Origin of the sequence: Olivibacter sp. XZL3 (assembly GCF_004368405.1) — a bacterium.
Classification (GTDB): domain Bacteria; phylum Bacteroidota; class Bacteroidia; order Sphingobacteriales; family Sphingobacteriaceae; genus Olivibacter.
In genome coordinates this window covers 65064-84598 of the sequence record NZ_SBJH01000071.1, presented here as the reverse complement: position 1 = coordinate 84598, position 19535 = coordinate 65064, and the positions used below count along the sequence as shown (strand labels likewise).

The 19535-nt window shown below is 42.8% G+C and carries 17 protein-coding genes and 1 tRNA gene; 5 read left to right on the top strand and 13 right to left on the bottom strand.

Going from position 1 to position 19535, the window contains the following annotated elements:
• The first annotated feature begins 669 nt into the window (after positions 1 to 669).
• Complete coding sequence (locus EPX21_RS16680; protein WP_134090830.1) at positions 670 to 879, top strand: hypothetical protein; 210 nt, start codon at positions 670 to 672, stop codon at positions 877 to 879.
• An 11-nt stretch (positions 880 to 890) separates the two neighbouring features.
• Here the strand turns inward: EPX21_RS16680 and EPX21_RS16675 are convergent, their stop codons facing one another.
• From EPX21_RS16675 to EPX21_RS16650, 6 genes are all read right to left on the bottom strand, one after another.
• On the bottom strand, positions 891 to 1283 hold the full coding sequence (locus tag EPX21_RS16675) for a type II toxin-antitoxin system VapC family toxin (RefSeq protein ID WP_134090829.1): 393 nt from the start codon (positions 1281 to 1283) through the stop codon (positions 891 to 893).
• The gene (locus EPX21_RS16670; protein WP_134090828.1) at positions 1274 to 1486 is read right to left on the bottom strand and encodes a hypothetical protein; all 213 of its coding nucleotides are present in this window, start codon (positions 1484 to 1486) and stop codon (positions 1274 to 1276) included. Before EPX21_RS16670 ends, EPX21_RS16675 begins: the two co-directional genes overlap by 10 nt.
• A 265-nt stretch (positions 1487 to 1751) precedes the next feature.
• Positions 1752 to 1824: transfer RNA gene (locus EPX21_RS16665), tRNA-Phe, on the bottom strand.
• Between the two features lie 203 nt (positions 1825 to 2027).
• Complete coding sequence (locus EPX21_RS16660) at positions 2028 to 2420, bottom strand: NUDIX domain-containing protein (protein WP_134090827.1); 393 nt, start codon at positions 2418 to 2420, stop codon at positions 2028 to 2030.
• Positions 2421 to 2429: 9 nt separating this feature from the next.
• Complete coding sequence (gene lspA, locus EPX21_RS16655) at positions 2430 to 2915, bottom strand: signal peptidase II (RefSeq protein WP_134090826.1); 486 nt, start codon at positions 2913 to 2915, stop codon at positions 2430 to 2432.
• A gap of 150 nt (positions 2916 to 3065) precedes the next feature.
• Complete coding sequence (locus tag EPX21_RS16650) at positions 3066 to 4928, bottom strand: Nramp family divalent metal transporter (RefSeq protein WP_134090825.1); 1863 nt, start codon at positions 4926 to 4928, stop codon at positions 3066 to 3068.
• A gap of 298 nt (positions 4929 to 5226) precedes the next feature.
• Between EPX21_RS16650 and EPX21_RS16645 the strand changes: the two genes are divergently transcribed.
• From EPX21_RS16645 to EPX21_RS16635, 3 genes are all read left to right on the top strand, one after another.
• Positions 5227 to 5448, top strand: a complete 222-nt coding sequence (locus EPX21_RS16645) for a hypothetical protein (RefSeq protein ID WP_134090824.1) — start codon at positions 5227 to 5229, stop codon at positions 5446 to 5448.
• Positions 5449 to 5511: 63 nt separating this feature from the next.
• Entirely contained in the window at positions 5512 to 5982 is a 471-nt protein-coding gene (locus EPX21_RS16640; RefSeq protein WP_206106091.1) for a copper resistance protein NlpE, read from the top strand.
• 131 nt (positions 5983 to 6113) lie between these two features.
• Positions 6114 to 7412: a DUF3472 domain-containing protein gene (locus tag EPX21_RS16635; RefSeq protein WP_134090823.1), complete on the top strand. Its 1299-nt coding sequence runs from the start codon at positions 6114 to 6116 to the stop codon at positions 7410 to 7412.
• 76 nt (positions 7413 to 7488) lie between these two features.
• Here the strand turns inward: EPX21_RS16635 and EPX21_RS16630 are convergent, their stop codons facing one another.
• The 3 genes from EPX21_RS16630 to EPX21_RS16620 form a co-directional block, all read right to left on the bottom strand.
• Positions 7489 to 8853 carry a RagB/SusD family nutrient uptake outer membrane protein gene (locus EPX21_RS16630; protein WP_134090822.1) on the bottom strand — a complete coding sequence of 455 codons (1365 nt, stop codon included), beginning with the start codon at positions 8851 to 8853 and terminating at the stop codon, positions 7489 to 7491.
• Between the two features lie 19 nt (positions 8854 to 8872).
• On the bottom strand, positions 8873 to 12337 hold the full coding sequence (locus tag EPX21_RS16625) for a SusC/RagA family TonB-linked outer membrane protein (protein WP_134090821.1): 3465 nt from the start codon (positions 12335 to 12337) through the stop codon (positions 8873 to 8875).
• Positions 12338 to 12769: 432 nt separating this feature from the next.
• Positions 12770 to 13348: a thymidine kinase gene (locus EPX21_RS16620; protein ID WP_134090820.1), complete on the bottom strand. Its 579-nt coding sequence runs from the start codon at positions 13346 to 13348 to the stop codon at positions 12770 to 12772.
• A gap of 211 nt (positions 13349 to 13559) precedes the next feature.
• On the opposite strand from EPX21_RS16620, the gene EPX21_RS16615 reads away from it, so the two are divergent.
• Complete coding sequence (locus EPX21_RS16615; RefSeq protein ID WP_134090819.1) at positions 13560 to 14705, top strand: hypothetical protein; 1146 nt, start codon at positions 13560 to 13562, stop codon at positions 14703 to 14705.
• A 131-nt stretch (positions 14706 to 14836) separates the two neighbouring features.
• Here the strand turns inward: EPX21_RS16615 and rodA are convergent, their stop codons facing one another.
• Genes rodA through mreC form a run of 4 tightly spaced genes read right to left on the bottom strand, consistent with a single transcriptional unit; the run spans position 14837 to position 19475 of the window.
• Positions 14837 to 16102, bottom strand: a complete 1266-nt coding sequence (rodA, locus tag EPX21_RS16610; RefSeq protein ID WP_134090818.1) for a rod shape-determining protein RodA — start codon at positions 16100 to 16102, stop codon at positions 14837 to 14839.
• Between the two features lie 5 nt (positions 16103 to 16107).
• Positions 16108 to 18081 (bottom strand): penicillin-binding protein 2, encoded by a 1974-nt coding sequence (gene mrdA / locus EPX21_RS16605; RefSeq protein ID WP_134090817.1) that lies wholly within the window; start codon positions 18079 to 18081, stop codon positions 16108 to 16110.
• A 43-nt stretch (positions 18082 to 18124) separates the two neighbouring features.
• Positions 18125 to 18646, bottom strand: coding sequence for a rod shape-determining protein MreD (locus EPX21_RS16600; RefSeq protein WP_134090816.1), 522 nt, complete (start codon positions 18644 to 18646; stop codon positions 18125 to 18127).
• A complete protein-coding gene (gene mreC / locus EPX21_RS16595) occupies positions 18639 to 19475 on the bottom strand; it encodes a rod shape-determining protein MreC (protein WP_134090815.1) in 837 nt (278 codons plus the stop codon). Before mreC ends, EPX21_RS16600 begins: the two co-directional genes overlap by 8 nt.
• Positions 19476 to 19535 lie beyond the last annotated feature (60 nt).

Genomic DNA, 19535 nt, shown 5'->3' with positions numbered 1-19535 from the left:
CCACATTCCAACAGGATAGCAATAGCAATTCTGATTGGAATTTTTTAGTTTTGGATGTAGCTAGCTAAGGGAAGACTACACATCCTGATGGTTTCCATTCTTATGATACCATAAAGTGAAACCATGTAAGCGCGATCAATTTTTAAGTCTGTCCAGACTATGATCTAAATATTCCTTTTTGAACTGCTTGGTCTGTTTTAACACCGGCGCTATACTGCAATAAAAATAATTTATTTGACTTTGATTCCCAAAGGACAGTGTTTTGAAACTCCAGTCTTCTTCCTCCTTCTGCAACTCATTCCTGTATCATGGTAGTACTTTCTAGGAACCTGCTTCATATTGATTATAGATGCTTACTAGGTTCCATCCAGTGTGAGTTCGGGTTTTTACCATAAAATATGGACTCACTCCGGATTCAATACGGACTCAATACGGACTCACTGTAAAGAAAGTATTTAGCAAGTACCTAGAAAAACACTAGTTGATACGCTCTCGTTTTAAATAAATTTTTAACAGGAACTGATCATAATAATGTGAAGACAAGATAATACTTAATAAAAGAAAAGGGAAATCTTTATGGCAGTATTAGGCATGGGAAATATGAAACACTAAGCGATCTCCGTTGGCATCGGTGGCCTTAACCGCCAGCTGCATAAAAAAAGCCCTTTTGTGAAAAAAGAGCTTTTAAATGCTGTGGTACCAACTGGATTCGAACCAGTGACACAAGGATTTTCAGTCTTTTTGTCTGAAAAAGTGACTTTCCTAAAAACTGATCTAGCGCCTTTCCCGAAGAGATTTGCGGATTGGAATCAGCGTCGGAAAATATTTTGTAACTTATTTGTAACTCACTTTGCCAAACAGCCGAAGCACCATATTTGATTAACTTAACACTAGATCTCAAATGGATTGCTCCATTTCAGTCCCTTTATCTTGTCAAAATCCTTGAAATTTCGAGAGATTAGCGTCAGGTCGTTTACCATTGCAGTTGCTGCGATAATGGCATCCGGCAATTTGATGGCGTATTGTTTGCGGATTTCGACGGTCTTTTCCTTGATGTTCTGCTCCAATTCAAATACGACGGAGTCCGCTATAAAATCCTTTAGTATGGCGATATCCTTTTTGCTGGCCGTTTTCCAGCATAGAAGTTCTATTTCGGTGATAGCGGAAATGGCGGGATTAGACTCTAGCAACACACTGTCCATAAATTCCTCCGCGGTTTTTGGAAAGAGCCGCTGGAGATAATAGATAGCTATATTGGTATCCCAAACGTAATTTATTGCCATTCGTTGCGCAGGTCTTCCAGTTGCTTGTCCACCTCATCCATAGATTGCGCTTTCATGGCACCTTTATACTTGGCTATCAGATTTCCGGAATCTGTGGGTGTTATTTTCTTATCCCTGCGGACTCGGATGATCTCTAGCTGCTCAAGGTCTTTCAGTAGGTTCATGGCCTTGTCGTTCAAAACATCTATCGTCAGTGTCCTCATAACACAAACTTAAGAAAAATACTCCTTAATTGCAAAGTACCGACCTATAATATGGTTCAAGGGACTTTCCCAATTGCGTGTTATTATGCCCATTTTAATTTTTGTCAATTTCTTCGGAAGATGTTGCCCGAAGCGGTTCTTATAGTTGATCGCAATAACTCAAAACAAACACTTTTTTTTGCCTAATCCGTTTTGGCATCGGTGACCTTAACCGCCAGATGCATAAAAAAAGCCCTTTTTGTGAAAAAAGAGCTTTTAAATGCTGTGGTACCAACTGGATTCGAACCAGTGACACAAGGATTTTCAGTCCTTTGCTCTACCAACTGAGCTATGGTACCTTTTCAAACGGTGATTTTTAAATTTTCGTTCGTTTGTTTTGGGACTGCAAATGTAGTGTCTTTTTTGAATACACCAAAGTTTTCTGAAAAAAAATGCAGCTTTTTTTTATCTATATAGTGCATGATATTGATTTTCAGCTAAAAAAAATGCGTAAAATATCGCAAGTATCCTGTTTATCTCTACTTTAAAAATCTGTATTATCTCATCTGAGTAGGCCTTTGGCTTTTAAATCATCAAATATAATTTTATCAACCTGAGATACGCGTGGTTTATCTCTGTAGGTGAGCCAAGCTATTTCTTCGATTTCAGCAGCCGGCTGTAACAGGCCGCTATAGGAAGCTGTATAGCAGCGCATCGTTACCATAACACCATCGGGATGGCCATGGGCTTGAGCTGCAAATTCGCCATAGAATTTTATTGAATGTAGGTCTATCTGGACGGTTAGCTCTTCCGCGATCTCCCTCATCAGGGCTTCAATGTCCGACTCGCCCAGTTCTCGTTTACCACCGGGAAGATAGTAGGTGTCTTTTCCTTTACTTCTTGTAGACAGGATTCTGTTGTTCCGGATTTCGATCCATGCTAGCTTGTCGATCATCGTTTACTTTTATGTATGAATCGCCTCCAATTTTCTTTGCGTCCAAAAGCTTATTAGTATTAAAACCATTCCCGTCATGATCGAGAGATCGGCCATATTAAAAATACCTGTTTTTATAAAAAGGTAGTCGACATGCATAAAGTCGGTTACCGATCCGTGACGTATTCTGTCGTAAAGATTGCCGATGCCGCCTCCTAGGGCAAAAGCAATGCCTATGGATAACCAAAGGGAGCTCTTGATGTTGAGCAAATAGTAAAGACCAAACAGCAGGATGAGGGCGGGCAGTAAAGAAAGGAACACAAATTTAATAGCTATAGGTAAGTTATTGCCTAAACTTAAAAAGGCACCGCTGTTTTCTACTTTTGTTAAAATAAAATGCCTGTCTATCACCTTAATTTCTTCATAATAGGCTATTTTTTCCCGGGCGATGTGTTTCGATACTTGATCGCAGCTAACGTTTATTAATACCAATAGTAATAATAGGATGGTTCTCATAAGCTTCCCAAAAAGTTGTTTCGTATTTCAAGAGTGTCTTTCGCTTTGTCTGCAAGATAAGGCGAAAACACGCATTTAACAAGAGCTGCCTGTTGAATTTGATTAGCGGTTGCTTGTTACTAGTTAACTTCTGAATAGGAAATGTGCCTGTTATTGAGCAATAAATACCGGAATGTTTACACGATGCCTTAGTTTATTAACCGTCTCTCCGTAAATGAAATCCTTAATACCTTGATGTCCATGACTTCCGACAATTAACAGATCGGCTTGATAGTCCTGACAGATTTTGGCAATAAACTTTACTCTACGTTTATGTCCCACTTCGAAAGTCGTTTCGAACCCCTTCTCTTTAAAGAGTTGCGTATATCGCGACATCCTTTCCTCATCGTGGCGTTTTTCATAGTCATCTGTGTCGTCTTCCATCATCCTCGAAGAGGCGCTCTCTGTTACGTGAATTAAAATAAATTTGGTATTGGGATGTGCTAGTTTAAGTCCGTACGCGACCACCTGTGAATCGGAAGAAGAGTAGTCCAGTGCCAGCGCAATGCGATTAAATGCGGGCGTTTCCTCGAGGGCATCCTGAAAAGGCGGGTGGACTTCCATATTGACTTTCTTTTTCCGCTTAATCAGAGGGTACACGATGGTCAACACTAAGAGTACGAAAAGGCCTAGGCCTCCGGCAATCAAGAGCAAGGTTAACCAAGGGTTGTTGTATATTCTGATCCAATTCGTGATTTCTTCGAATACCAATTGAAAGTTCAGAAAAGATATGATGGCTGCGATCGTCCATGCAATAACCTTTAGACCTGTTGAGATCGTGAAAGTGCCCATGCGCTTCCGGTCACTAACGAAATGGATGAGTGGAATGACGGCAAAGGCTAATTGCATACTCAGTATAACCTGACTAAAAACAAGCATGGGACCAACCTCATCGTCACCCGCAATATAGATGACTAAAATAGCCGGAACAATTGCTATTAAGCGCGTTAACATTCTTCTCAAAGCCGGACTGATACGTAAGCGCAGGTAGCCCTCCATCACGATTTGACCGGCTAATGTGCCGGTAACCGTTGAACTCTGTCCTGCCAAAATCAGCGCCACCGCGAATAATCTGGGTGCCCATTCGCTCCCTAAGGTTGGTGCCAATAGCTTGTGTGCGTCTTGAAGTTCAGCGACGTCATTCATCCCGTTTTTATGAAAAACGGCGGCGGCCAAAATCAGGATAGCGGCATTGACAAAAAAAGCCAGGTTTAATGCAATTGCACTATCCCAAAAATTATATTTCAGTGCTTTCTTTATAGAAAGTTCGTCTCGATTGATTTTGCGTGTTTGGACTAAGGCAGAGTGTAAGTAAAGATTGTGCGGCATAACCGTGGCACCGATAATTCCAATGCTAATATACAGCGCTGCGGTGTTAGGCATAGAAGGGATAAAGCCGCGAGCGATAGCTGCCATGTCGGGTTGTGCAAAGGACATTTCGACCAGAAAGCACATGCCGATCATGAAAATGAGGCCAATGATAAACATTTCCATTTTACGCATTCCCAAGCGCTGAAGATACAGCAATAAAAAGGTGTCCAGAAAACTGATACCCACCCCCCAGAGAAGATCAAGGCCAAATAACAGGTTAAGCCCGATAGCCATGCCCAGCACTTCCGCAAGATCGCAGGCGGCAATCGCTATTTCTGCCAGAATGTACAATATGAAATTCATTTTCTTAGGATAGGTTTCGCGGTTGCATTGCGCTAAATCTTTTCCCCAGACAATGCCGAGCCTGGCCGATAGGCTTTGTAGCACCAGCGCCATCATGTTGCTCATTAATAAGACCCATATCAGGGTATAACCAAACTGACTGCCACCGGCTAGGTCTGTAGCCCAGTTTCCAGGATCCATATATCCCACACTTATCAAATAGGCGGGGCCAAAGAAACTAAGTATTTTTTTGAACCGTGAGCCCTTTACGTCGGTCTCCACGCTCTGATGTACTTCTGCTAGCGATTTGTGATTGTCCAATGCTTTCTACTAATCTAAAATGAATGTACCCTATCCAAACAACAATGTAATTGAAAAGTTTTTTAGCTATATAGTAACTAAAAAAGTTTTGCTCGGCTAACTTATGTAATTTGTAATAAAAAACCAATAGGCGCGATGAAAATAACCTGGTAACCAAGTTGTCTAAAGAATGATCCTCGTATTAGGAATCATGGGAAAAGTGCCTTATGGCCACTACAATGCAGTTGCGTGAATGAAAATTAAACTGCTGCAATCATTTTAGTTTTGTTGCTGTTTATTGTTAAAAAGGAGATTTGTTATGATAATTACTGTGCGAGAACCAGGAACAAAGGCGTTTATAAATATCAATGCCTATCCGGAGGATTATGGGGACTCGACCGCGTGGCGTATTCAATACCCGGGAATAGAACCTTTTTTAATGGTAAAGCGCGATGGCAATTGGGAGCTGATAGATAATGAGGTCATCAATATAGAGGTGGCAGAAGCCGTTATTGAGGCGCTTAAGCAAGTGGAAGAATAGATCGTTTTGATTTGCATCGATTTAGCTAAATTGCGTTCTATGTAATAGAAAAATGATATCGATATGCTAAGAAAGATTTTAACATACGCACTTGGGTGCGGACTACTTTGGAGTTGTAACGATGGGGTGCGACAAACGGATAAGAGCGAAATGGCGGATACTACAGAAGAGTATGTGCCCATTGATGCTACATCGGATACGGCGGATATGCATAATGCACAAAACTCATTGGATATTGCCGGGATCTACACCGGAGTGCTGCCTTGTGCCGATTGTGAAGGCATTCGTACCGAGATAACGCTCAAAGATGATAGTACTTATGTTCGTAAAAGTACGTATTTGGGCAAAGGAGATGGGACGCCTCAGGAGGAAGAAGGTAAATACTCCTGGTTGGATGGAAGTACTATTGAGTTGAGAGGAATAAAAGACGGTCCTCGTAACTATTTTGTAGGTGAGAACACCTTAACTCAATTGGACATGAGCGGCAATAAAATTACCGGCGAGCTCGCTGAGAAATATATGCTTCAAAAGTAGCGTAAATTAATAAAATCGAAGCAGGCAGGGCTCTTGCCTTTTTTGTGGATTTTTACGCAAACGGTTGACTGTCTTTTTGATTTTCTATCTTCTTTTATTTACTGTAGCTTGCTGTCAAATTCTATTATGATATGCAACGAATACGTATAATGCTTCTTTTCGGTGGATTACTGATAGCCGGCAATGAAGGAGTGGGACAAGTCAAGCGAAATGATATGCCGGCCGATCTAGTGAAAGTACCGATAGCAGGTAATTCTTGGCAAACGGGCGACTCTGATGGACAAGATTTGATATCGGAAAAGGGGGTTAAGCGATGGGATGATGTTGATAAGGGATTTAAGACATACGTACGGGTGGGACGGGCCGGTACTTTGTCGGTATGGCTAAATGCCTTAGTAGACGAACCGAGTAGACTGACTGCCACCATAGCAGGCATAACAAAGGAGGTAAATTTGCCTACAAAAGGTGATACTATGTTTCACTTGGGTAACTGGCATATCCGCGATACCGGGTACCTATCTATTGATTTAAAGGGGAAACCCGTTCATCTGACGGATATAGCGTTTTTGGGGCTTACAGGAACTGCAGTAAGCGAACGGACCCATTTCGTTAAGAACAACGAAGGGAATTTCTTTTACTGGGGTAGACGAGGGCCTTCTACACATCTAAACTATCAAGTGCCCGAAGAAAAGGATATTGCCTATTACTATAACGAGGTTACGGTGCCGGCCGGCAATGATGTTGTCGGCTCGTATTTTATGGCTGATGGGTTTACTGGCGGTTATTTTGGTATGCAAGTTAATTCGTCGACAGAAAGGCGTATTCTGTTTTCAGTATGGAGTCCTTTTCAGACAGACGACCCGAAAGCTATTCCTCCGGATCATCAGATTAAGTTGATAAAGAAAGGCGAGGGAGTGCATACAGGCGAGTTTGGCAACGAGGGTGCGGGTGGGCAAAGCTATTTCAAGTTCGCGTGGAAAGCAGGAGCTACCTATAAGTTTCTACTGAAAGGAGAGCCGGTAGAAAATAATTATACGAATTATACCGCTTGGTTCTTTGCGCCAGAGGTTGGCCAATGGAAATTGATTGCCAGCTTCAGTCGACCACAAACATCAAGCTGGTTAAAGGGTTTTCATTCTTTTTTAGAAAATTTCTCGCCGCGGCAGGGCATTTACGAAAGGAAGGTGTATTTTGGAAACCAATGGGTATGCGATCGGGAGGGAAATTGGTATGAAATAGATAAGGCAAGATTTTCAGCTGATAATACTGCGCGCGTGGGCTATCGAATGGATTACAGCGGCGGAAGTGAACAGAAAAAGTTCTTTCTCCGTAATTTCGGTTTCTTCAATGACTATACGCCTATTGGAACCGTTTTTCACAGGACGACTGGCGGAGTTAAACCTACTATAGAATTTAATGAATTGCCTTAATTAAAAAGGGAAGCTAACTCGTAAAGAGCGACGCCTCCCTTTTTGTTCCAGAGCATGGTTGAAGAATGATCGTTTCTTAGTAACCTGGATTCTGCGTTAACTCACCATTTAACACAATTTGACTACTCGGTATCGGATAGAGGTAATAATTAGGATCTTTTATAGTGAGCATTCTTTCAAGGGCTAAGCCGGTTCTGCAGAAATCAAACCAAGTCTCCCCTTCAAACATGAGTTCACGCTCTTTTTCCTCTTGAATCGCGGTTATAAAACTTGCGATGCTACCAAAGGAACTGCTGGGCGGAGTGCTTAAGCCCGCGCGTTGTTGCACTGCTTGATAGGAGCGATAGGCGGCATCGCTCACCGTGCCGTCGACCCTTGCCTGCGCCTCTGCATGTATTAAATAGATCTCGGCGATTCTAATAACCGGTAAATTTTGAGTCGCCGGACTGAATTTAGGGTATTTGCCGATATAATACCGATCACGCGATCCTAATTTTACGGTAAAGTCTCTTCTTTTATCGCCTTCGGCATATTTCTCATACACCGTATTTCCGCGTGCATAAAACAGCATGCTCGGATTATCGTTGCTAACGGAAGCTAAGGGATTCGTCGCCTGATCGTCGAATTGCAATTCAAATATGGATTCCTGCGTATTCTCTGTTGTCCAAATAGACGCGAAATCAGGTATCAATGCAAACCGTTGACTATTGATAATTTCTTGCGACAAGCTGGCAGCTTGCGTATAATCTCCTGTAATCTGACCGTAATATAGTTGCACTTTAGCTAATAAGGCTTTGGCTGCAAAGCTAGTGGCACGTCCTTTTGATGTGGCATCGTCGTCATAACTATCGGGAAGCGTTGATGCTTCTTGCAAGTCGGTTATAATTTGCTGATAAACCTGTTCAATGGGCGTTCTCGGAATGGCTATATCCTCTTCTTCGGTAGTGGCCGTGGTCTTTAAAGGCACCGCCCCGAAAGCCCGAACAAGGAAGAAATAGTTGAGCGCCCTGACAAACTTCGCTTCGCCGATAAACTGCTGCCTCTTTTCGGTGGAGATACTGTTCTCCGGCATCTCGGGAACTCTGGCAATAATGTTGTTGGCCGCGTTAATTGTGGCATAAGTAGCTTGCCAAATATTATTTGTCCAAGGGTTGTTTACTTGAACGGTGTTTGTTCGAAAATTTTCGTATTCGGGGTATACGGAGGCATGATTTACATGACCCGCGGAAAACTCTGGGACAATTATCAAGGATTGACCGAAAGAAAAGGAATTCATCATGGTGCGGTACATGCCAATAACCGCGGAATTGGCATTCGTTTCGGAATTAAAGTATTCATCAGGGGTAATCTGACTGATAGGTTCTTTATCCAGGAAGTCACTACAGGCTGACAGGGATGCCGTTCCGAGTGCAAGGAGAGCTATATAAATAAGTGTTTTCATTTTGCGTTTTATAATACTTTTAAAAAGTTAAATTGACACCCGCTGTAAAGATGCGGGGCTGTGGGTAACTGCCATAATCATAACCATAAATGAGACCTGTGTTGGCGCCTCCGTGACTGGAACTTACTTCAGGGTCATAGCCTCTATAATTCGTGAATACATAGGCATTCTGAACGGTTACATAAACCCTGAGTCGACTTAGATTGATGTTCTCTATCATCTCTGTTGGGAAGGTATAACCAAGGGTGATGTTTCTCAGCCTGAAAAAGGATCCATCTTGTACGAAACGATCGGAAATTGCTCCGTTGTTGAGATCTCCCGGGCTTGGTCGCGGTACATCGGTGATATCTCCGGGATTTCTCCATCTACGCGTCCAGTCGATAAAACCGTTGCTGCTTGCATTGTATCCTTCTAAGCCGGTAGCCAAGTTATAATTGAAGACATCGTTTCCATAAGAGAATTGCCCCATGATGCTTAAATCAAAGTTCTTGTACTGAAAGGTATTAGTAATACCGCCAAAAAAGTCGGGATTGGGATTACCAATAATTTGCCTGTCTTCCGGATTGGTAGGCGTTGTTGGGTTTCCGTTTTGGTCTTCAAAATCTATTAGTCCGGTTTCCGGGTTCACACCAATCATTTTCCACCCATAAAACGTACCTAAAGGGAGGCCTGGCTGGGCAATATTTAATTCTCCTACACCACCAAGGATCCTGTCGACCGGCAAGGAGACAACTTTATTTCGATTAAATGTCATGTTGAGTGTGGTATTCCACTTAAAACTGCCAACTAGGTTTTGTGTTGTCAGTTCGAACTCAAAGCCTTTGTTCTGGATTTCTCCAAAATTGGTAAACCTGTTTTGAAAGCCCGAGTTTGTGAGAATAGGAATTCCGATTAGTAAATCGGACGTATTTTTCAAGTAATAGTCGGCCAACAGCGAAATTCGATTGTCGAAGAGCCCTAAATCCAAGCCGATATCCCATTGTTTTGTGGTCTCCCATTTAAGATTCTTGTCGCCCAGCACATTGGGTATGAAGCCGGGTAGGCCCAGGTAATTTTGTCCGCCCGTGTAAAGCGAGTAACTGGCGTAATTGCCGATATTCTGGTTTCCGGTAATACCCCAGCTGGCCCTCAATTTTAAATTGCTAATGGATTTAATGTCTTTGATGAAATCTTCATCCGACAATCGCCAAGCCGCAGCAAAAGAGGGGAAGTAACCCCATCGGTTATTTTCACCAAAGCGCGAAGAGCCGTCGGCGCGGAAGTTAGCGGTAAATAAATACCGGCCTTTAAAGCCATAGTTTACCCGTGCAAAACCAGAAGCAATCGCCCATTCTTCCGGATAAGAATTGGCTCCGGTAATCACCCCGCCCGAGGAGATGTATTCAATATCATTAGAGGGAAAGTTAGATCGTTGCGCATCTACGAACTCCAAACGAGATTCCTGTACAGAAAATCCGGCGAGAGCATTGATGCTATGGTCGCCAAAGTCTTTGTCAAAATTCAAGGTCGTTTCGTTGATCCATAGCTGATCGCGCGTGTTCCTTCTGGCGCCTATCCCTCCTTGGCTGGCAAAAGAACGAAGTCCTTGAGGCGGCATAAAGAAGGTCTCGTCGATAAAGCTCAAATCGGTACCGAAGCTTGTTTTAAGTGCTAATTCGGGAATAAAGCGGTATTCTGCCGAGGCATTGGCCAATACCCTAAAGGTCTGTGCATTATTCGTAGGAAGCGTCAACATAGCTACGGCATTTTCGCGAGAAGTGCTGACTTCGTCATACGCGTAGTTGCCATCAGGACCATAGATTGGAATATTAGGAGGCGTTACGATTCCATTTTTCGTGGCGCCTTCTTTTGAGTTTTCCTCTTGTACGCGGTCGTTAATGGCACGTGTTAGGTTAATAGAAGTTGAGAAGCGCAGTTTTTCGCTATGTTGATGATCGAGATTAAGGCGGGCACTTAACCGATTAAAGTTGGAGTTTAGCAATACGCCTCCTTGCTTCATATAACCGACAGAGGTATAGTATTGGGTTTTCTCGTTTCCTCCACTGGCCGATAATTCATAGTTGCGTGTAGCCGCTGTTCGGAAAATGGCGTCTTGCCAATCGGTATTCACGTTAGGATTAGCTAAGATCTGATCGGGAATGGCGGTTATGGACGAATCCATTTCCATTTGGTATTTATAATAATCGCGCATGTAATCTTGGTATTGGGCAGTATTCATCATGTCGTACCAACGTTCTTTAGGAACTTCGGAAAAACCTTCGTACATGCTAAAGTTGAAGGTGCTGGTTCCAGGCTGCCCTTTTTTAGTCGTGATCAAAACGACGCCGTTAGCAGCGCGTGCACCATAGATGGAAGAGGAGGCTGCATCTTTAAGCACTTCCACCGATTGTACATCCGACGGATTGATGGAAGAAAGAATGTTAATACCCTGTGTTCCTCCGCCAAAATTGAAGTTTGTTCCACCGGTGAAATTTGTAGTGCTGTTTACCGGGATTCCATCTACTACATACAGGGGGTCCGAACTGGCATTAATGGAGGTAGTACCGCGTATGCGAATGTTAAGGCCTCCTCCCGGGGAACCCGACTTTTGTGTAACTTGCACGCCGCCCGCTTTGCCCTGAATGGCTTGTGTAACACTTGGCAGTACATCGTTCTCGATCTGATCACTTCCAATACTCGATACCGAGCTGGTTAACTTGGAGCGATCCATCGTTCCGTAGCCCACTGCAACGACTTCAACTTCCTTTAAGGCCTGCGCTTCTTCACTGAGCGTTGTGTTGATAACCGTCCTATTGTCGACAAACTCTTCTTTCGTATCATAACCTAAAGAACTGAAGACGAGAATTGCATTGCCTGCCGCCGCTATATCAAACTTCCCTTCTTCGTCGGTAATAACGCCTTCTTTACTGCCTTTAATAGTGACGCTTACGCCGGGAACCGGCCCGTTAGCATCGCTAACAACACCGGTGATTTTTTCTAATGTACTATCAGTTTTCGTTGTGTCACGCGCCACTTGGGTGCTGTCCTGGCTTAAGGAGTCAGTTAAAGCGTTCGCAGTATCAGCAGGGGCTTTCGCTACTGCCTGCGGTCCGGTTTCCGCGTTCTCTTCTACAGGCTGCATCTCGACGTTAATTTCCGGCATCTTGTTTATAGGCTCTTCTTTTATCTGATAACCAGAAACCTGAAATATTAATACGCCGACAGCCGGACTTTTGATCGCATATTTACCTCCCTGATCCGTTAACGTGCTGTCCGTTGAGCCATTGTATTTGACAGAGACGTTGGGTAAAGGCTTTCCTGATGAATCGGTAACAGTGCCTTGTACCTGTATGGTGTCAACTGTGTTCCTTTTTGTACTGTCTTGCCCAGAGATATGCAGCGTTTTTCCGCTTAGCATATTTGCTGCGGTTGTGCTATTAAGATAGCCGCTGAAGAAAAATAGGCATAAAACAAACAGCATTCGAGTGTAGTAGCTTCGTTTCATTCTTTACTTTTTAACTATAATTGATTACGCTCGTACAGGGCATGAGCTTATGCTGCCTTTACGATATTAAGAAACTCAACAAAGCACTGTTTAATAAAGTTTGCCTCTCTGTTATCGAGATTTTGTAACTATTGTATTGATGTACAATCGCTTACTGTGTGGTAACGGTATTTTTTGTAGAAATAATTCTACAAAATGTGGAGATTTATAAAGAAGTAAGGCTGTTCGATGGGCGAACAGCCTTCACTTAACCAATTATAAACCTAAATTATGAGAAGGATCTTTATATAAAACCAACATAGGTGGTTGTCTATTGCTTCGTGACAAAGATAAATATCCCGGGAATTTTACTGAAATAGGAGGTGTTAAATTTACGTTAATATTAAGGTCGAACTGGTGGAAACATGCAGTGTATCGTTTCAGTAATGGGGCTTATTTGCTACTATAATAACAGTTTCTGCAGCGCGGTTCATAGCTTTCTTTTTCGCCAATCAGCACTTTGGTGTCGGCCACGGAAGTTCTGTAAGAGTAATTAGCCGGCGCGCCACAGCAAACGCATACGGCATGGACCTTCGTGACATGCTCCGCAATAGCCATTAAATTTGGGATGGGACCAAAAGGCCTGCCTTTGTAGTCCATGTCCAGTCCGGCTACGACAACCCTTATTCCCTTATTTGCTAGTATAGTGCATACTTCGGGGAGATTATCGTCAAAAAACTGCGCTTCATCGATGCCCACCACTTGTGTTTGGCTTCCAAGCAACAAAATTGCAGAAGACGTTTCGACGATAGTCGACTGGATGCTGTTTTTGTCGTGCGACACAATTTCTGCGGCGGTATAGCGCGTGTCGACAGCCGGTTTAAAAATTTCGATCTCCAGCTTGGCGATCTGCGCCCTTTTCAGTCGTCGAATCAGCTCTTCGGTTTTTCCGGAAAACATAGAGCCGCAGATTACCTCTATACTTCCTTGTCGGCCCGTTTTATCTATAAAATTATGCTCACTAAACAGCATCGTCTATTGTTAATTCTTAATCTCTCTTATTACCTCAAAAAGGGATGCTAATATCGGAATTTATTTCCGCTTTTGGCGTTTACCTTAGGGGCAAAGACTGTTAATCACTTTAAATGCCACTAGTAACAAACAGCGCTTGTCAATCCATGCTATTTTATCTAAGTTTGGCTAATAATCTTCAACATTTCGAAAAAATTAGCGTTTATATAATATGGTAACACAAAAAAGCATTTTTGAAAAGATCGGCGATCTGCTGCAGGATTTGGAGGAACAGTATGAATTTCTAAAAGAAAATCCGAAGGAGCAGGGGGGCGTCCATTTGGAACTTTTTGAAGCGAATATAGCTTATCTGATGGGACACGTGGCTATTCTGAAAAAGCTTAGTTCTTTGGAAAGCAACGAAAGCAATGCTAAAGACACGGAAGCAACGAGCGAGACGACGGAGCATGAAGAGAAAGCTGCCGATACTTCAACAAAGGAAGAAAAGCCAGAATCGATAAAAGAAGAAAAGGACGACTTTAAAGAAGAGGAAGACGACCAGGCCTCGGCTTTGAATTACGTGGATAGGCAGGAGGTTAAGGAGACGTATTTTACGCCGGCAACGGCAAAAGAGGAAGACAAGGCTGAAGAGTTTAAGCTAGAAGATAAGCGCGATAAAAAAGAAGAGGAAAGAAGGGAACAAGGCGAAACCGGAGAACGCATGGATTATCCTTTAGACGACCGTAAACAAGAAGGTGGTGAAGCTGAAGAGCAGCAGAATCCAAAAAACGAGGAGGCGAGCAAGGATGAGGCAGATGAAGAAAAGCAGGAGCAGGCAGATACTTCCGATGAGCAGGTCTCGGAAAAGCGTGCTGTAGAGGAAAAGGCGCCTGTCGAAGAGAAGCCGTCGTTGAAGGAAGAAGAGCCAATGTCGAAACAAATTGTGGAAGAAGCTAAATCGGTTGTTATTCCAGTTGAACAAGAAAAGGTTGAGCAACCAAAGCAAGAAGAGCCGAAACGTCCTATGACGTTGAACGAGCTGTTCTCCGCACAGCGTAAACAGGAGCAGGGCTCATTTAATGAACAAAAAGCAACTTCGGCAAGTAGTTTCGGCAAACCAGAATCGCCTGGGGGCACCAAACGGATTACGGACTTAAAATCGGCCGTTAGTTTAAATGACAAACTCTTGTTTATTAAGGATTTGTTTAATGGTTATAGCTTAGCCTATACGGAGGCGATCGAACTGCTGAGCCGATATGACAATTTCGCTGATGCGGACGCTTTCCTACAGAATAGCTATGCGCAGAAGAACAACTGGGCAAGTAAACAGGCTACTGTGGACAAACTATATGCTATTCTGCGGCAAAGATTTGGCTAGCTGGCTTTGCACACACCTCGCATCCAAGCATCCGGAATGCTCATTGTAAAGAGCATTCCGGATGTTGTTTTTAATCGAAAATCCGCATTAGCTCATGAACTGCAATTAAATGCTCCTTTGCATTCCTAACGCTAAACCACGCCTTTTCTATTCGAGTCGAACTTTAGCAGAATAAAGAGCAGCATGGTGAAGCTCAATAACGAAGACCCTCCGTAGCTCAGGAAGGGTAATGGAATACCAATAACCGGCACAATACCGATAGTCATTCCGATATTAATGAAAAAATGGAAGAAGAAAATAGAGGCCACGCCATAGCCGTATATCCGTGCAAAGGCTGACCGTTGCCGTTCCGCAAGCTGGGTTATTCTTAGCAGTAATGCGACGTAAAGCAGAACCACAACCATCGACCCTACAAAGCCCCATTCTTCGCCCACGGTGCAGAAAATGAAATCTGTACTTTGTTCAGGTACAAAGTTGTATTTCGTTTGCGTACCTTGAAGGTACCCCTTGCCAAAGAGCTGTCCGGATCCAATAGCTATCTTTGATTGATTCAAATTATATCCTTGTCCACGCGGGTCGTCTACTTTACCCAAGATCACGTCAATGCGATTGCGTTGGTGTGTTTGTAGGATATGTTCGTAGACAAAATCTACCATCAATACAAAAAAGGAAGACGCAATAAAGCCGATGACAATAGATTGGATCATTTTTCGGCTTCTTTTAAACATATAAATGGACAGCGCACATAATATAGCGAGCGCTCCAATGATATACCATTGAGAGAAAAGGAGCGTCAGTATAAAGAGGACGATACAGACGAATGCGAAAGAGAGAAACTGGCCGGAGACATAGCCCTCCCTATAGAAGACAAGCGTGAGCGCAAAAAACGTGAGCGCCGAGCCGGTGTCTGGCTGCAGCATAATAAGTAAAACCGGAACAAAGAGAATGAAGGCGCCGAATAATAAGGTTTTAAGATTAGGCATTTTATTGCTATGTGAGCTTAAATAGCGTGCAAGCAGTAAACAAGCGCCCAATTTAGCGAATTCGGATGGCTGCAACCTAAAAGTGCCAATTGGAATCCAAGCCTGGTTCCCACCGACGTTGCGGCCAACAATTAAAACGATGACTAATAAAAGAAGCGTGATGCCATATAAAAGCGGTGATATATAGTTGTAAAATTTGCCATCGATAATCATGACCGCACTGGCTACAAGCAAACACACCACAATGTAAAGAAACTGTTTCCCGTAGTTGGTGCTCAAGCTCACTAAGCTTGCGTGTTGCGGATCAAAAACAGCGGCGCGGATATTAAACCATCCGATAATACAAAGCGCTAACCAGATAAATACCGTTATCCAATCAACCGAGCCACCATATATTTTTCTTGTCTGATTCATGAGCGCTATCTTCCTTGAATAATTTGGTTCTCTGTTGTCTGCTTTTTAGTGTCATTGATTAGTGCCACTTCGGAGTGCCTGACATATTCCACGTTCTTTTCTATCTTTCTTTTAGTCGGACTCAACTTGCTGGTCGTTTGTTCTGTTGTTTCCGGAGCGTCTGGGACGATCAGATTACTTTCTTTCAATACCCTTTCCTGTACGGCTTTTGACATGCTGATGGTATCCTTTAAGTATTTTTCTACCATCATACTGGCAATTGGGGCAGCATAGGTTGCGCCGTAGCCCACATTTTCAACGAATACGGCAATCGCTATTTTAGGATTCACTCGGGGAGCAAATGCAAAAAAGACAGAGTGATGTTTGCCATGTGGGTTTTGAGCGGTTCCGGTTTTTCCGCACATTTCTATGTCAGGAATCCGAATATTGGCATTGTACTTCACTACGCGACTCATTCCTTCAATAACCGGTTCGAAATATTTTTGGTCAATATCTACCGATATCTTCTCGGTAAATTCTTTTTTGACCACCTTTTTTTCTCCAATCGATTTTATGAGATGCGGACGGAAGTAATGTCCTCTGTTTGCGACGATAGCCATAATATTGGCCATCTGTAAGGTGGTAATTTCTACTTCTCCCTGCCCAATGGAATTGGAGATGTTGTAACCCGAACCCCATTTATCGTTTCCATAGCGCTTTGAATAGAAATCGGCTGTGGGAAGGAGTCCTTTTTTTTCATTTGGAAGGTCAACTCCCAGTTCTTGTGCGATGCCGAATTTCATTACGGCGTCTCTCCAAAGCGAATAGGCGTTTGTGGATTTCATTTTCCGTTGATCGATCATTCTTGCATATACATGGCCGAAATATGTATTGCAAGAGCCTTGGATAGCAGCAGGAAGATCTATGGTGCCGTGTACGTGGGTGCAGCGCATAAAGCCGCGGCCTCCTCCATAGCTATAACCGCCGGGACAATTCCATCTCGTATGTTCATCGATCATGTTTGCCTGTTGGGCTACGAGGGCGCTGACGACTTTAAAAACGGAACCCGGTGGATATTGCGCTTGAATAGGCCGAATAAACATGGGTTTGTTCGGATCGTTTAACAGCTTCATATAGTTGTTTCCGCGCTCACGGCCCACCATCATATTCGGATCATAACTGGGGGTGCTCGCAAATGCTAAGATTTCGCCTGTTGAAGGCTCTATAGCGACTACCGAACCACGTTTGTTCTTCATGAGCTTTTCGGCAAGTTTCTGGAGTTCCAAATCCAGGGACGATACCAAGCCTTCGCCCGCTACGGCTAATGTATCATACTTTCCGTCCATGAAATGGCCTTTTGGGCGATTGAAAGCATCAACCATTAAATTCTGTACGCCCCGTTGCCCTCTTAAGAGTTCTTCATAAGCCCGCTCTACGCCGCTTACGCCGATATAGTCCCCGGGACGATAAAAGTGATTAGAGCGCTCTATATCTTTTTCCGTGACTTCATTGATATAACCCAAAAATTGCGCAGCAACGGAATCGGGATAACTTCTTACCGTTCTGTTCTGCACATAGAATCCTCTAAATTGAAATAACTTTTCCTGAAGTCGGGCATAGGTTTGTGCAGACAGTTGTTTCTCGAATATGGATGCTCGGTAAGGCGAAAAGTTTACGGCTTTTTGATAACGCTTATCAAAGCCCTCTTTATCGATACCAATTAACTCACACAGTGCCAAGGTATCAAAAGGTTTCACTTCGCGGGGGGTAACCATCAAGTCGTAGACAGGTTCATTTTGAACGAGAATCTTTCCTGTCCGGTCTAAAATTACGCCCCTGGCTGGGTAAACAACCACCTTTCTTAATACATTGTTATTAGCGGAAAGTATATATGAATCGTCAATTATTTGCAGATAAAAAAGTCGACAAGCCAATAAAAAGGCAGCTATTATAAAGATTCCTTGAATGATGTATTTTCTTTCAAAAAAACTATTATTCATATAATAATCGGATGTTGGCTTTTCAATGTAAGAAAACGCTGTTCTAAAACGAGCGTTTATTCCTTTGATAGAAAAGTAAAGAAAAAAGTAAAATTAATAGTACAGTAAATATACAACTTAAAACCGTACGAATGAGCGTATAATGGAAGTTGCTGAATGTGAAAGCTTCCAATAAGCTTAAAACGAAATGATGAGAAAATACCAACACGAGACAATAAATAAAAAACCATCGAAAAGACATTTCTCCGATACTCGGTGTGGCGAATGTTTCATGATTTTCCAATTGAACCGTCAGGCTGATGAATGTTGTGCGTAAAAAGGCCAGAGTAACGCAAGCCGCAGCATTGACCCCTAAGGTATCGTAAAAGCCGTCGACAATTAAACCGGTAAAAAAGCAAATAACGAACAGTAACCACTTAGGCATGCCTAAAGGAAGCATAAGCAGGAAAAGCACATAGGGATAGGGAGTGGCTAAATTATAGTATCCCATATTCTTAAAAAGGAATACTTGCATAGTGATCAGCACTATAAAACGGACGATATTTAAAAGTAAAATCCTACTCATTTGAAATTATCGTGTCTCTTTCTAGCTGTTGTTTCTCATGCGATAGTCGGTCGTTAATCACATAAACATATTGCAACGTATTAAAGTCGTTATTCAACTTCACCTCAATATCCAGAAAGCTGTCGCCGCTTTTACCTACCGCTATGACTCTCCCAATAGAGATGCCGGATGGAAATAGGGAGTAGCCGGAAGTAACCACCTCTTCGCCAGGTTGCACTTTGACATGATTAGGAATATCTTTTAAAATGGCCTTACGTGAGTCGAAGTTTTCTGTACCCCAAACCAGCGAGCCAAAGGCATTGCTGTTTGCTAAGCTAGCACTTACTTTGGTATCTGTATGCAATAAAGATTGAACAGTGGCAAAATGCGGTGAAACGTTCAGTACAATACCAACGATGCCATGTGAAGAAATTACGCCCATTCCTTTCGTTATACCTTCTTCACTGCCTCTGTTAATGGTAAGGTAATTATTTTTTTGGTGAATGCTGTTGTTGATTACGCGCGCTACGATATAGGTGTACTGCGTCTCGCCGAGTGAATCTAAAACCGAATCCTGTTCGACCAATTTGCTGTACAATGAGCTTTTTAGTCGGCTCCTCAAGTAAGCATTTTCTTCAGACAGGGATTTATTTGTTTGCTTTAAATTTAAGTACTGCGTAAAGTTGTCTATCTTCTGATAGATCCCGCCGATAAATGTGTTGGACGAATTCAACGCACTCGCTCGCTGAAAGCTATTGTTCTTCACAATTAGGGCAACAGACGTACTGAAAAACAGGATAAACAAAAAGAAGTTGTTGTACTTGCTAATGAATATCCAAAGGTTACGCATATCTTATTTGGAATTATAGTAATTGGCGTACCTGCGAAGACATTTACGTACGCCATCATT